Here is a 12,847-nt window from a genome sequence, read left to right as displayed (position 1 = left end):
GTGCATTGTAGTGCGCAAGCCGTGATGGAAATATGAAACGGCCGTCATACGCTACACGGCTCGACAAGCATACCCCTAAACGTCTAGACGTTTAGATGAATAGATGGTCAAATGTCTACTCGCTGGATCAACAGGAATTTCGATGAGTGCCACTTCCGCCTCGCCTTCCTCCGCTCCGTCATCGGCTGTCCGGCGCGCATGGATGGCCGTGCTGGCGCGCACGCCGCGCGCCGATCTCGAAGCCGCGCTCGAACGCGCGCTGCGGGACATCCCCACTCCCACGTATGACTGGTTGCGCCCGCCCGAGATCGGCCTCGCGATGGTGCGTGGGCGCGTCGGCGGCAGCGGCGATCCGTTCAATCTCGGCGAAGCGACGGTCACGCGCGCCACCTTGCGCCTGCGTGCTTCGGGCGACGCGGCCGCCGCCGTCGGCGTGGCATGTCATCTCGGCCGTGACCGCCGGCGCGCCGAACTGGCTGCGCTAGCAGACGCGCTCCTGCAAATGCCGGAGCATCACGCCGTCTTGCATAAGCAACTGATCGAGCCGTTTGCCGCGCAGGTGGCCGTGAAACGCGCCGGGCGGCAACAGGACGCCGCGGCCACGCGTGTCGAATTCTTCACGATGGTCCGGGGCGACTGATGGAAAACTCACAGATTGCATTGTCTACTTTGACGCCGGGTTTCGCCGACCCGGTGCATGACACCCAGGCGGTGTTCCGCACCCTGCTCGACGCGCTGTCGCGGCCAGGCACGGTCGGTGTAGTCGAGAACGTGCTGCCCGAAGTGCGGGCCACGCGCGCCGAACTTGCCGCCTTCGCGGCACTGCTCGCGCTGTGCGACTACGCGACGCCCGTATGGCTTGCGCAACCCGATACGGCCTTGGCCTCGGCGCTGCGCTTTCATACCGGCGCGCCGCTCGTCGACGAACCGGGACACGCCGCATTCGCTTATATCCACGATGCCGGCGCGTTGCCGCCGTTGGACTGCTTCGCGCTCGGCGCGGCGGAATCGCCCGAGCAATCGGTCACGCTGCTGATCCGCGTCGAAGCGCTGACGGGTGGCGCGCCAGTCGTCTTGAGCGGCCCCGGCATCCAGTACACGGCCACGATCGCGCCGGTCGGCCTGCCCGAGCGTTTCTGGCGCGAACGCGCCGCGCTCGCGCCGCTGTTTCCTTGCGGGGTGGATTGTTATCTCGTCTGCGGCGCGCGTCTGATCGGCCTGCCGCGCACAACTGAAGCGAAGGTGAACTGATGTACGTTGCCGTCAAGGGTGGAGAACGCGCGATCGAAGCGTCGTGGCGTCTGCTCGACAAGGCACGCCGCGGCGACACGCGGCTGGCCGAACTCAGCGTCGCGCAAATCCGCGAACAGTTGCGCCTCGCGGTGGCGCGCGTGATGACCGAAGGCTCGGTCTACGACGAAGAACTCGCCGCGCTCGCCATCAAGCAGGCCGCCGGCGATCTGGTCGAAGCGATCTTCCTGCTGCGTGCGTATCGCACCACACTGCCGCGCTTCGGCTACACGCGGCCGATCGATACCGAAGCGATGCAAACGGAGCGTCGCATTTCGGCGACCTTCAAGGACGTGCCGGGCGGCCAGCTGCTCGGCGCGACTTATGATTACACGCAGCGTCTGCTGGATTTCGCGTTGCTGGCCGAAGGCGATACGGCTGTCAACGCAGCGTCGTCGTCGCCGAATCAAGCCGCCGCAGTGCAAACAGAACCCATGCCGCGCGTCGTCAGCCTGCTCGACAAGGAAGGCTTGATCGAACAGGAACGTCCCACGCCGAACGCGCCGGAACCCGGCGACCTGTCGCGTGAGCCGCTCGCCTTTCCCGCGAGCCGCGCTACACGTCTGCAAAATCTCGCACGCGGCGACGAAGGCTTTCTGCTTGCGATGGGTTACGCCACTCAGCGCGGCTACGCGAATTCGCATCCGTTCGCGGGCGAGATCCGCTTCGGCACGATCGCCGTGGAAATGGAACTCGACGAGCTAGGCGAAACGGTCGAAATCGGCGACATCGACATTACCGAATGCCAGATGATCAACCAGTTCGCCGGCAGCGGCGAGGTGCCGCCGACGTTCACACAAGGCTACGGTCTCGCGTTCGGCCACTCGGAACGCAAGGCGATGGCGATGGCGCTCGTCGACCGCGCGTTGCGCGCCGAAGAACTCGGCGAAACGCTTGCCTCGCCGACGCAGGATATCGAATTCATGCTCTCGCATAGCGACAACGTCGAGGCGTCCGGTTTCGTGCAGCATCTGAAGCTGCCGCATTACGTCGACTTTCAATCGGAACTGGAACTCGTGCGCCGTTTGCGCGCGAAGCACGCCATGCAGAGCCAGGAGGAAGGTACGGATCAACCCAGCGGTCAGCAGGAGCAGGCAGCATGAACGCGCCCGACACATCTTTCGCTACCGCGCCCACGGCGTCATACGACAGCGCCGCCAACGGCTACAACTTCGCATACCTCGACGAACAGACCAAACGCATGCTGCGCCGCGCCTTGCTCAAGGCCGTGGCCGTGCCGGGTTATCAGGTGCCGTTCGCCTCGCGTGAAATGCCGCTGCCGTTCGGCTGGGGCACCGGCGGCATTCAGGTCACCGCGGCGATCATCGGCAAACAGGACACGCTGAAGGTGATCGATCAGGGCTCCGACGAAACCACCAACGCGGTCAACATCCGCCGCTTCTTCGCGCGCACCACCGGCGTGGCGACCACGCGCCGCACCGTCGACGCGACGATCATCCAGACGCGTCACCGCATTCCCGAAGCACCGCTCACCGAGAAGCAGATTCTCGTCTATCAGGTGCCGATGCCCGAGCCGCTCTTTCGCCTCGAGCCACGCGTCGCCGAATGCAAGAAGCTGCATGCGCTCGCCGATTACGGCCTGATCAGCGTGAAGCTCTATGAAGACATCGTGCATCACGGCAGCATCGCGACCACGTACGACTACCCGGTGATCGTCAACCATCGCTACCTTGCCTCGCCCTCGCCGATTCCGAAGTTCGACAATCCGAAGATGCATATGAACCCCGCGCTGCAATTGTTCGGCGCCGGCCGCGAGCGGCGCATTCACGCGATTCCACCGTACACGCCCGTGCGCAGTCTCGACTTCGACGATCATCCGTTCGAAGTGCAGAAATGGCAGCACGCGTGCGCGCTGTGCGGATCGACGGAAAGCTTTCTCGACGAAATGATCGTGGACGACGCCGGCAAGCGCATGTTCGTCTGCTCCGATAGCGACTACTGTCACGAACGCCGCGGCGACGCCGATCTCGATCTGCCGGCGCGCGAAGCACGCAAGGGAGAGCCCGCATGACGCCGCTTCTGAGCGCCCGCTCGCTCACCAGACAATACGGCGGTCGCAACGGTTGCAGAAACGTCAGCTTCGATCTGTATCCGGGAGAAGTGCTATGCATCGTCGGTGAATCCGGCTCGGGCAAGACCACGCTGCTCAACACGCTCGCGCTGAAAAACGAAGCCGATAGCGGCTCCCTTCACTACACGGCCACGCGTGGCGACAAGCTCGATCTGCTCGCGTTGTCCGAGCCGCGCCGCCGTTTGCTGATGCGCACGGAGTGGGGCTTCGTCCAGCAGAATCCGCGCGACGGACTGCGCAGCGGCGTCTCGGCCGGCGCGAATATCGGCGAGCCGCTGATGGCGGTCGGCGCGCGCCACTATGGCGACATCCGTTACGCGGCTACGCAGTGGATGGAGCGCGTCGAACTCGACGCTTCGCGCATCGACGAATTTCCCGCAGCGTTTTCGGGCGGCATGCAGCAGCGTTTGCAGATCGCGCGCAATCTCGTCACTAGCCCGCGGCTCGTCTTCATGGACGAACCCACCGCCGGTCTCGACGTGTCGGTGCAGGCGCGTCTGCTCGATCTGCTGCGCACGCTGACGTCCACGCTGCATCTGTCGGTGCTGATCGTGACGCATGATATCGGCGTGGCGCGTCTGCTCGCGCATCGGTTGATGGTGATGCAGGGCGGCGAAGTCGTCGAGGCGGGCCTGACCGATCAGGTGCTGGACGATCCGCAGCACCCGTACACGCAAACGCTGGTTTCCTCGGTTCTGCCGGTTTGAGGCTCACAATGCGATCCATTGAAACAAGCAGTGAAGCGCGCGCCGGCGAGCACGCGTTCATCGACAATGCCGCGCTGATGCTGCGCGCGGTCGGCATCGGCAAGACGTTTACGTTGCATGGCCAGGGCGGTGTGCGGATCGAAGCGCTCGCGGGCGTCTCGCTCGATGTCGAGCGCGGCGAGTGCGTGGTGCTGGTCGGGCCGTCTGGCGCCGGCAAGAGCACGCTGCTGCGCTGTCTGTACGGCAATTACCTGGCGAGCAGCGGCTCAATCGTGGTTCGCGATGCGGCGAATGACGGCCAGCCCGTGTCGATCACCGGCGCCGAGCCGCACGACGTGTTGCGTCTGCGCCGTGGCGTGGTCGGTTATGTGAGCCAGTTCTTGCGCGTGATTCCGCGCGTGCCGACACTCACGCTAGTCGCCGAACCGCTGCTCTCGCGCGGCGTGCCGGAGGACAAAGCGCGCGCGCGTGCGGCCGCGCTGCTAACCAGATTGAATGTGCCGGAGCGGCTGTGGTCGCTTGCGCCCGCCACGTTCTCCGGCGGCGAGCAGCAGCGCGTGAATATCGCGCGCGGTTTGATCGCGGAGCACCCGCTACTGTTGCTCGACGAACCGACGGCTTCGCTCGATGCGGAAAACCGCGACGTGGTCGCCGATCTGATCGTCGAGGCACGCGAGCGCGGCGCGGCGATCGTCGGCATTTTCCACGACGAAGATACGCGCAGCAAGGTGGCCACGCGCCGCCTGGAACTGCAGCCGCCGCTGCGTCACTGACGCGAATCACATTAAGCGGCGCGAGTGCCGCGCGAAACAGCACTACACTGACGCATGCGGCATCGATGCAAAAACACCCATACAGCCACACTCAAGTCTGACTGACTACGGAGCAAGTCGATGTTGATCAGGAACGCTCGCATCGTGACGCGAGACGAAGTATTCACCGGCGTGCTACGCGTCGAAGACGGCGTGATTCGCGACGTCGAACGCGGCACCACCAGCGCGCGCGAAGCCGAAGATTGGGACGGCGACTATCTGTTGCCCGGCCTGATCGAACTGCACACGGACAATCTGGAGAAGCATCTCGCGCCGCGTCCGGGCGTGCAATGGAACACCGATGCCGCCTTCGTGATCCACGACGCGCAAGTGGCCGCGGCCGGCATCACTACCGTGTTCGATGCGCTCGCCATCGGCTCGCGTACGAACGTGGGATTGCGGGGCCGCGATCTGCAGACGCAATGCGCCGCGTCGCTCGCGCGGTTTTCCGAGCGCAAGCTGCTGCGCGCCGAACACTTCCTGCATCTGCGCTGTGAAATCGCCACCGCCGACGTGGTGGAAGTGTTCGACTCATTGTGCGCGCATCCACTGCTGCGGCTCGCCTCGGTGATGGATCACACGCCGGGGCAGCGCCAATGGCACGACCGTGAGCAATGGCGCCGCTTCCAGGAACGCAACGGCAAGTTGAGCGACGAACACGTCGAGACGGCGCTGGCCGAACTGTCGGTGGAACAGGCGCGTTACGCCGATGCGCACCGCCGCGAGATCGTCGCGCGTTGCAACCGGCTCGGCATTCCGGTGGCGAGCCACGACGACACGCTGATCGAGCACGTCGAACAGGCCAGGCAGGAAGGCATCGTGCTCGCCGAATTCCCGACCACCCGCGTCGCTGCCGAGGCCGCGCGCGAGCACGGCATCTCGACCATCATGGGCGCGCCGAACATCGTGCGCGGCGGCTCGCATTCGGGCAACGTGTCGGCGCTCGAACTGGCGAAGGCCGGCTTGCTCGATATCCTGTCGTCGGATTATGTGCCGTCGAGCCTGATGACCGCTGTGTTCGAACTGGTCGACAAAGCCGGCTGGACCTTGCCGCGCGCGATGCGAACGGTCTCCGCCGAACCGGCGCGCACCGCCGGTTTGCACGATCGCGGCGCGATCGAAGCGGGGTTGCGCGCGGACTTCGTGCGCGTGACGATGCTCGACACGTTGCCGGTGCCACGCGCAACGTTTCGCGGCGGGGCACGGATCGTTTGAAGTTTGAAATGTGCAGAAAAGACCTTGTTTCAAGGGTCTTTCGCTGTTCGCCGGGCGTGTGCGAGGCGTGTGCCTCACGCCTCGCGGACGGCCTCAGGGCGCGGACGGCAACTGCCCCCACGCCACCAGCACCTTCTGAATTCCACGCGCATAGGCATCGCGCTGTTTCGGCGTTTCCGAGTGGTAAGCGCCGATCGCGCGCCACGTATTGCCGTGCTTGACCATCTTCTGTTTCAGCAGCCAGGCCGCCACGTACACGTTCACGCACGGATCGATCAGCGCGCGATGCGGCACGCCTTCGCGCGCGAGATCGTCGAAGTGAATCGAATTGATCTGCAACTGACCCACGTCGATCGAACCGTTGACGTTTTGCCGTATCGCGCTCGCGTCACCCTTCGATTCATACCACGCCAGCGCTCGCAGCACCCACGGGTTGACGCCTTGATAAGCCGCGGCTTCGTTGAAACAGTCGTCGGCCGCTTGCGCGGCGCCGCACACTGACAGGCAGGCGAGTGCGGTCAGGAGGATCTTCAGGGACATGATGCATCCTTCCGCTTGTCAGCGATAAAGAGGCGAGCGCCGCAGCGCCGCCGGATTACTTCGCCAACGCCTGTTCGATCTGGCGCTGCACGGAGTCGAGATAGGCATGCGAGGCGTCGGATACGACGATGCGCACCACCGGCGTCGGCGGACTTCTGCGCTCTTGCGTGGGCGCCGCCGCATGCTGCTTCTTGCGATGCGTCGCCGGCTTGAGCGGCAACGTGTCGTCGCCCGCGCCCGGCGGCGGCAGCATCGCGAGCGACGGCAACGGTGGATACACCTTGTCCGCCGCAGCCGGAAATGCGGCCGGGATTGCGCCGCCGGATTGCGGATCGGCGCCCGGCTGACCGGCGAAGGCCGGCGCGCTCAGCAGCATGGCCAGCGCGAGAAAAACGATGCGAACCGTCACGGTGCCCTCCTTCACTGAACCGTCCTGATGGACACGCTATACGGCTGACCCAACCCGGCGGTGCGGTTCTCGAAGTTCACGCGCGCGGTGCGCTGTGCCGGCACGCCCTTCCACACCGCCTGATTCAGATACGCGAAGTCCTGTCCCAGCGCGGTCACGAGCACGACCGTGGACTGTGGCTGCGCGGCAGCCAGCGCGCCCGCCTTGGCGAGCACGGCGGCGAGTTGCGGATCGCGCGCACCGAGCGCATCGGGCGGAATATCGAAGCTGATCACCTCGTTCGGCGCCTTGTCCGGATGAGCCGCAGTGGGCGCAGGCATCTGCGCGCATCCGGCGACCGCGAAAACGGCAGCCAATAACCCTATCTGTCGCTTCACGGAAGTCTCCCTTCAGATTCGTTGCTATATCGGAGTTTTCGGCAGGCTCGCGGCAAAGTTGATATGGCGGAAACGCTTCGCTGAAAATCAAAAAGACTTGCCTCAAGATCGGCGCAAACGATTGCTTCGGCGCTCGGCAAAGCGAGGATCGAGGCAAACTTGCCTCGCGGTTTTGGAGGGAAGAGAGAAGCCGGCGACAGAGATAGAAAGCAGTTGGAAAGAACACGGAAAGCTGAGAGCAAAGTCGCTTACCCGCAGCAAGCGATGCAGACGGCCACAGCGACGCCCGTCAGAAGCGTCGCCAATCCAGGCCGGCAGCCCGCGTGTTCAGCCAGATCACGCCGTCGGCTCGGCCTCGTGCCCTTGCGTCGCGCCAACGTCCGCCTGCGCCTGCTCGAACTGTTCGCGGCGGCGCATGTCGAGCACATCGTGGTAACGCATATAGCCGCAGCGTCCGCCGGATTTGGCCGCGTACATTGCCGCATCCGCGTTGAGCAGCAGTTCCTCGGCTGTGCCGCTGTCGTCCGGGAACTGGCTGATGCCGATGCTCGCGCCCACGGTCATGCCCTGCCCGTCCACCTGGAGTTCCTCGTTCAACGCCGCCATGATGCGCGAGGCAATGGCGGGCGCCGCCTCCGCAGAACGCGGCCCTTCGATCAACACGATGAACTCGTCGCCGCCCAGACGCGCCACCACATCCGCGGAACAGAGCACCTGTTTCAGCCGGCGTGCCACCGCGACCAGCACCTTGTCGCCAACGGCGTGGCCGAACTGATCGTTGATCTGCTTGAAGCGGTCCAGGTCGACGAACAGCACGGCCAGCCCTTCCTCGCGCCGCGTCGCTTCGTCGATCGAGTTTTCGAGCTTCTCCATGAACAGCACGCGGTTCGGCAGGCCGGTTAGCACGTCGTGGGTGGCGAGATGCACGAGTTCGCGTTGCTTGGTGTGCAGCGCGTCCATCTGCGCCTTGATTTCGCGGCGCAACCGGTCGAAGCAGCGCGCCAGCACGCCGATCTCGTCGGTGCGTTTGAGCGGCAGCGTTTCCATCGCGTGCTCGGCGAACAGATGCGTCGCCGCGTACGCGAGACTATGCAGCGGCTTGGTCAGCGCGCGCGCGAACAGAACCGCGAGGAACAGCGCCAGCACGCTAAAAATCAGCACCATGCGCACGATTCTGTCGCCGAGCAGATTCGCGCCGGACAAGACGTCTTCGAGCGGTTTGGCGAGACCGAGCACGATGAAGCGGTTGCCCTCCAGATCGCCGAACGGCCTGCGCACGAAAGCGAGCACCTGGCCGGCGGCCTGGTGCGGCCGCGCAAGACCGTTGACCAGCGCCTCGCTTTGCGTCTGTTCGAAAAGCGGCTTGGTGACGGAGAAACTGTCCTGCATCAGCACGCGCCGGCCGCGATCGAAGCCGAAGGTTTTCGAGGCGTCCGGATTGACGAGGAAATCGCCCCACTCGTTGGCCAGATAGACCTGATAGTCGCTCGGCAAATCGCTTTGCACGCGCTTGAACAAACCCGCCAGATCGATGTCGATCACGACCACGCCCACCACCGTGCCGTTACCGTTCGACACCGGCGTGCCGAGCCGCAAGGTCGGCTTGCCCTCAGCGGCATGTGAGCCGTATTCATGGTTGACCAGAATCGGCGAGGTGTAGATGCGGCCAGGCGAAAACGCCAGCGTGTCGAACACATACGCGAACTGGCCTTTCTCCTGCAGTTTGTCCCCTTCGACGCGCACGAGGCCGTCAGCGTCGCGGTCGAAACGAACCAGTTCGAGTCCATAGTGCTGACGCGAAATCAGCCGGACTTGCAGGTACTCGGGGTGATGCACCATGAAACTGGAATACACCTGCGCCAGCCGTTCGCGTGCCGCGCTCGGGCCGGCACCGTCGTCGGTCTGCGCGAGCTCCGCCGTGGACGGCATGCTCGCGAGCACGAGCGCGTCGGCGGCGACATCGTCGATCGAGGTGGAGAAGCGCTGGCCGAGCAGTTCCGTCGACATGAGCAGGCTGCGCTCGGCTTCGTTCACGAGCATCGTGCGGTTTGCGCGATACGCGTAATAGCCGGTCGCGCCGGACGCGAGCACGCCGATGCACGCGAGCAGCACGGATAATTTGAAGGTCAGCCCGGGCCGCATCATCAAAAACGCTCCGACCGGTCCCCGGACACGATTCGGGCCCACAGGTCCTCGCGCCGCTGAATATCTTCCACCGGGCCGATCCACACAATGCGCGCGTTATCGGTGTTTTCCGCGGGCGCCGTCAACGTGTTCGCGAGTCCCTGGCGTTGCGTGAGCAACGCGCTGACCTCCGGTTCGAGCATGTAGTTGATCCACGCGAGCGCCAGCGGCCGATCGGCCGCCGCGCGCGTCATCGACCAGCAATCCAGCCACGCGAGCGCACCTTCGTCGGGAATCACGTAGCCGACATCGGCGCCGGCGCGGCGCAGCAATTCGACCTGCTGGGTGCCGTAGTTGCCGAACATCAGCGCGACCTTATGCTGGATGAAAAACGCGGTCGCCTCCTCGGGCAACGTGTAATAGGTCAGCAGATTGCGGCGCAGATCGACGAGCTTGTGAGCAATCGCGCGCATTTGCGCGGCATCGAGTTGAAAAGGATGCGGATAGCCGAGCGCCAGCGCCGTGAACGAGAAATTGTGCTGCGCGCTATTGAAGTCGAGCACCTTGCCGCGATAGCGCGGATTCCACAATTCGCGCATGGAGCGCGGCGCCACGGCGACCTGCTTGCGGTCGTAGATCAGGCCCATCGACGAATACGTAAACGGAATCGCGTATGCCTTGCCGCCCGACGTGATGCCGCCGATCGAGGCAAGCGCCTGGAAGCGCGGCAGTTGTCGTTTGGTGTTCGGCACGCTCGCGAGATCGAGCGGCGCCAGCAGATTCGCTTGCGTGTAGCGCTGGATTTCCGCTGTATTGGCGGCGAGCACGTCGAAAGGCGGCGCATTTCTGGCGTGCATCTGGGCCCACAGCGCCTCGTCGGAATCGACCAGCGTCACTTCCACTTTGGCTTGGTAGCGCGCCTCGAAATTCTTGACGACGTCGGCGTCTGCATAGCCGGGCCAAGCCAGCACGCGCAAAATCTTCTCGTCGGCTTTAACCGGCGACGCCGAGAAAAGGCCCATGCCGATAAGCGTGCCGATCAAATATGTTAAAAATCCCCGACAAACGCCACAAAACGACAAACGTGGGCGCGCCACGGCAGCAGCGATTCGCGAATGGAAGAATCGTTTAAAACAGCGCTTTGCATCTGCCGTCAACATCATGTGCATAACCAACACCGTTTAGCAGAAGGCCTTTCTGACGAGCGCAAACACGCGGACTCGATCCGCGGACAGGTTGCCCGGTGACTTTCTTCAGACAGAGACGCTCGATGCTGCATGTGGCTGAGCGCGAGGAGCATCGATAATAGCGCTAAGAAAACCATTTTTGGTTTTTGGCTCAGCCACAGTCGAAAAAAATTGCCAGTCGGATGCGATGCAGCAGACCCGCTCATCTGCATTTGACGGCAAGTTTTGCGCAAACTTTAACTCGCCATTGATAGATTGAAACGCGCGAACACGTGAACCGCGCGCGGTAATGCCGCGCGACAGTCCGTCGCTTGATCATGGCATTCGGAAGTTGACAGCGGCGCTTCTAAAGAAGACCCGCGCCGATGCCGATAAACGATCTCTTGCCCCAAGCCGCCGGCGGCGACAGATGGCAGACCGCAGCGTCGCCGGATGCCACGCGGCCTGTCTCCTGGGCAATCGAAGAGACGGACAAGAAACAGATCATGCGCCTGAGCAAAATAGAGTGGATGTGGGTGGCCGTCGCGGCCGGTTCGATCGCGTGCTTCGGCAGTTGGCTGCAGGGCGAAATGAACCGGACCGCGCTCGCGCGCGCCGAGCGCGAGACGCAGGACATGCGCGGCACCTGCGCAGGCATGTCCGCGCATGAGGCGCAGATGATGACCAAAGGCGAGCTATGGTGCGGCGAGGTCGGCGCAGCGCGCGCGGAAGCGCTCGGCAAAGAGTAAACAGAGTAACCGGCCGCGTTGTAGTCCACCGGCACTCGGGCGCCTTGAGGCGTGCTTGAGTCGCGCTTGAGTCGTACATGAGTCGTACATGAGTCGCACATGAGTCGGACAGACGCGATCGGCAGACGCAATTAGCCAACTTCATTACCGGGCGATTACAAATCCGAGGCGCGCAGCTTATTCCACCCATTCCCATGCAATACGCACCGCAGCCGCTTTCGAATCTCCACCACATTCAAGCACTAAAAGCTATCCTCATGCGCCATCCGGTGTTTCACTAGCTACCCAATCTTTTTGAACTGATAAGCTTGGCGCGCGCTGCTGGCCGCCCCGGCTGGCAGCTTCAACCCAAGCCCGGTCGTGAGTCGCGCCGGGTGCCCCGCAGCGGCACAATCGCATGCGGGCGAATTTGAACTACACCGAGGAGTTAAACAGTGAAAAAACTGCTAGCGGCTTTGACGGTTGCTCTGCTTGCTACCGTCTCGATTGGCGCACACGCTAAAGATTGGTCGACCGTGCGTTTCGGCGTTGACGCCAGCTATCCCCCGTTCGAGTCGAAGGGCGCGGACGGCAAGCTCGTTGGCTTCGATATCGACCTCGGCAATGAAATCTGCGCGCGCATGAAGGCCAAGTGCGTGTGGGTGGAAAACGACTTCGACGGCATGATCCCGGCTCTGAAGGCGAAGAAGTTCGACGGCGTGCTGTCGTCGATGTCCATGACGCCGCAACGCGCCGAGCAGATCGCCTTCTCGAACAAACTGTTCAACACGCCGACGCGCCTCGTGGCGAAGAAGGGTTCGGGCATTCTGCCGACGGCCGACTCGCTCAAGGGCAAGACGGTTGGCGTGGAACAAGGCACGATCCAGGAAACCTACGCGAAAACCTACTGGGAACCGAAGGGCGCGAAGGTCGTGCCGTATCAGAACCAGGACCAGGTCTATGCCGACTTGCTGTCGGGCCGTCTGGACGCAGCGCTGCAAGACGCGGTGCAAGCTGAAATCGGCTTCCTGAAGACGCCGCGCGGCGCTGGCTTCGAATTCGTCGGCAAGAACCTCGACGATCCGAAGATCCTCGGCAACGGCGCAGGCATCGGCATGCGCAAGGAAGACACGGATCTGAAGGCGAAGGTCGACAAGGCGATCGCCGACATCATCAAGGACGGTACGTACAAGAAGCTCGAGAAGAAGTACTTCGACTTCGACGTGTACGGCGGCTAAGTCGGCCATGCGCGTCTGAGCGCGCGCATGCCGGTTGGCAGAAACGGGCTCCGCCACAGGCGGAGCCCGTTTCATTTGCGGCGCCGCATAAAACCACACACTGCGTCATATCGGCTAAGATCGTGCGATCGAGGCGCCCGCGAGGCGCC

The 12,847-nt window shown here is 63.5% G+C and carries 14 protein-coding genes; 9 read left to right on the top strand and 5 right to left on the bottom strand.

Going from position 1 to position 12,847, the window contains the following annotated elements; genetic code table 11:
* The first annotated feature begins 142 nt into the window (after positions 1-142).
* From phnG to B0G71_RS35750, 7 genes are all read left to right on the top strand, one after another.
* Entirely contained in the window at positions 143-640 is a 498-nt protein-coding gene (phnG, locus tag B0G71_RS35780; protein WP_116121977.1) for a phosphonate C-P lyase system protein PhnG, read from the top strand.
* Positions 640-1,251, top strand: coding sequence for a phosphonate C-P lyase system protein PhnH (gene phnH / locus B0G71_RS35775; protein ID WP_116147888.1), 612 nt, complete (start codon positions 640-642; stop codon positions 1,249-1,251). The genes phnG and phnH overlap by 1 nt, the downstream gene beginning before the upstream one ends.
* The gene (locus tag B0G71_RS35770) at positions 1,251-2,393 is read left to right on the top strand and encodes a carbon-phosphorus lyase complex subunit PhnI (protein WP_116147886.1); all 1,143 of its coding nucleotides are present in this window, start codon (positions 1,251-1,253) and stop codon (positions 2,391-2,393) included. The genes phnH and B0G71_RS35770 overlap by 1 nt, the downstream gene beginning before the upstream one ends.
* The gene (locus B0G71_RS35765; RefSeq protein ID WP_116147884.1) at positions 2,390-3,322 is read left to right on the top strand and encodes an alpha-D-ribose 1-methylphosphonate 5-phosphate C-P-lyase PhnJ; all 933 of its coding nucleotides are present in this window, start codon (positions 2,390-2,392) and stop codon (positions 3,320-3,322) included. The genes B0G71_RS35770 and B0G71_RS35765 overlap by 4 nt, the downstream gene beginning before the upstream one ends.
* Entirely contained in the window at positions 3,319-4,089 is a 771-nt protein-coding gene (gene phnK / locus B0G71_RS35760) for a phosphonate C-P lyase system protein PhnK (protein ID WP_116121981.1), read from the top strand. The genes B0G71_RS35765 and phnK overlap by 4 nt, the downstream gene beginning before the upstream one ends.
* A gap of 8 nt (positions 4,090-4,097) precedes the next feature.
* Positions 4,098-4,862: a phosphonate C-P lyase system protein PhnL gene (gene phnL, locus B0G71_RS35755; RefSeq protein ID WP_116147882.1), complete on the top strand. Its 765-nt coding sequence runs from the start codon at positions 4,098-4,100 to the stop codon at positions 4,860-4,862.
* A 120-nt stretch (positions 4,863-4,982) separates the two neighbouring features.
* Entirely contained in the window at positions 4,983-6,116 is a 1,134-nt protein-coding gene (locus B0G71_RS35750) for an alpha-D-ribose 1-methylphosphonate 5-triphosphate diphosphatase (RefSeq protein ID WP_116147880.1), read from the top strand.
* A gap of 93 nt (positions 6,117-6,209) precedes the next feature.
* Here the strand turns inward: B0G71_RS35750 and B0G71_RS35745 are convergent, their stop codons facing one another.
* The 5 genes from B0G71_RS35745 to B0G71_RS35725 form a co-directional block, all read right to left on the bottom strand.
* Entirely contained in the window at positions 6,210-6,656 is a 447-nt protein-coding gene (locus tag B0G71_RS35745; RefSeq protein ID WP_116147878.1) for a lytic transglycosylase domain-containing protein, read from the bottom strand.
* 55 nt (positions 6,657-6,711) lie between these two features.
* Positions 6,712-7,065 (bottom strand): hypothetical protein, encoded by a 354-nt coding sequence (locus B0G71_RS35740; protein WP_241974902.1) that lies wholly within the window; start codon positions 7,063-7,065, stop codon positions 6,712-6,714.
* An 11-nt stretch (positions 7,066-7,076) separates the two neighbouring features.
* Positions 7,077-7,385 (bottom strand): hypothetical protein, encoded by a 309-nt coding sequence (locus B0G71_RS35735; protein WP_116123805.1) that lies wholly within the window; start codon positions 7,383-7,385, stop codon positions 7,077-7,079.
* Between the two features lie 393 nt (positions 7,386-7,778).
* Positions 7,779-9,587, bottom strand: a complete 1,809-nt coding sequence (locus B0G71_RS35730) for a diguanylate cyclase domain-containing protein (protein ID WP_116147877.1) — start codon at positions 9,585-9,587, stop codon at positions 7,779-7,781.
* A complete protein-coding gene (locus B0G71_RS35725) occupies positions 9,587-10,735 on the bottom strand; it encodes a PotD/PotF family extracellular solute-binding protein (protein WP_116147875.1) in 1,149 nt (382 codons plus the stop codon). Before B0G71_RS35725 ends, B0G71_RS35730 begins: the two co-directional genes overlap by 1 nt.
* Positions 10,736-11,118: 383 nt before the next feature.
* Between B0G71_RS35725 and B0G71_RS35720 the strand changes: the two genes are divergently transcribed.
* Positions 11,119-11,481 carry a hypothetical protein gene (locus tag B0G71_RS35720; protein ID WP_258875733.1) on the top strand — a complete coding sequence of 121 codons (363 nt, stop codon included), beginning with the start codon at positions 11,119-11,121 and terminating at the stop codon, positions 11,479-11,481.
* A 434-nt stretch (positions 11,482-11,915) separates the two neighbouring features.
* Positions 11,916-12,698, top strand: coding sequence for an ABC transporter substrate-binding protein (locus B0G71_RS35715; protein WP_116147874.1), 783 nt, complete (start codon positions 11,916-11,918; stop codon positions 12,696-12,698).
* Positions 12,699-12,847: the final 149 nt, after the last annotated feature.

The organism is Paraburkholderia sp. BL27I4N3 (genome assembly GCF_003386115.1).
Classification (GTDB): domain Bacteria; phylum Pseudomonadota; class Gammaproteobacteria; order Burkholderiales; family Burkholderiaceae; genus Paraburkholderia.
The sequence above is the reverse complement of the archived record's forward strand: the minus strand, read 5'-3'. Positions and strand labels throughout refer to the sequence as shown.

Excerpts from the sequence above, each read along its gene's own strand:
- B0G71_RS35730 (WP_116147877.1), bottom strand. The coding sequence starts at position 9,587 with ATGATGCGGCCCGGGCTGACCTTCAAATTATCCGTGCTGCTCGCGTGC.
- phnG (WP_116121977.1), top strand. The coding sequence starts at position 143 with ATGAGTGCCACTTCCGCCTCGCCTTCCTCCGCTCCGTCATCGGCTGTC.
- B0G71_RS35725 (WP_116147875.1), bottom strand. The coding sequence starts at position 10,735 with ATGCACATGATGTTGACGGCAGATGCAAAGCGCTGTTTTAAACGATTC.
- B0G71_RS35735 (WP_116123805.1), bottom strand. The coding sequence starts at position 7,385 with ATGCCTGCGCCCACTGCGGCTCATCCGGACAAGGCGCCGAACGAGGTG.
- phnH (WP_116147888.1), top strand. The coding sequence starts at position 640 with ATGGAAAACTCACAGATTGCATTGTCTACTTTGACGCCGGGTTTCGCC.
- B0G71_RS35770 (WP_116147886.1), top strand. The coding sequence starts at position 1,251 with ATGTACGTTGCCGTCAAGGGTGGAGAACGCGCGATCGAAGCGTCGTGG.
- phnL (WP_116147882.1), top strand. The coding sequence starts at position 4,098 with ATGCGATCCATTGAAACAAGCAGTGAAGCGCGCGCCGGCGAGCACGCG.
- phnK (WP_116121981.1), top strand. The coding sequence starts at position 3,319 with ATGACGCCGCTTCTGAGCGCCCGCTCGCTCACCAGACAATACGGCGGT.
- B0G71_RS35750 (WP_116147880.1), top strand. The coding sequence starts at position 4,983 with ATGTTGATCAGGAACGCTCGCATCGTGACGCGAGACGAAGTATTCACC.
- B0G71_RS35745 (WP_116147878.1), bottom strand. The coding sequence starts at position 6,656 with ATGTCCCTGAAGATCCTCCTGACCGCACTCGCCTGCCTGTCAGTGTGC.
- B0G71_RS35765 (WP_116147884.1), top strand. The coding sequence starts at position 2,390 with ATGAACGCGCCCGACACATCTTTCGCTACCGCGCCCACGGCGTCATAC.
- B0G71_RS35720 (WP_258875733.1), top strand. The coding sequence starts at position 11,119 with ATGCCGATAAACGATCTCTTGCCCCAAGCCGCCGGCGGCGACAGATGG.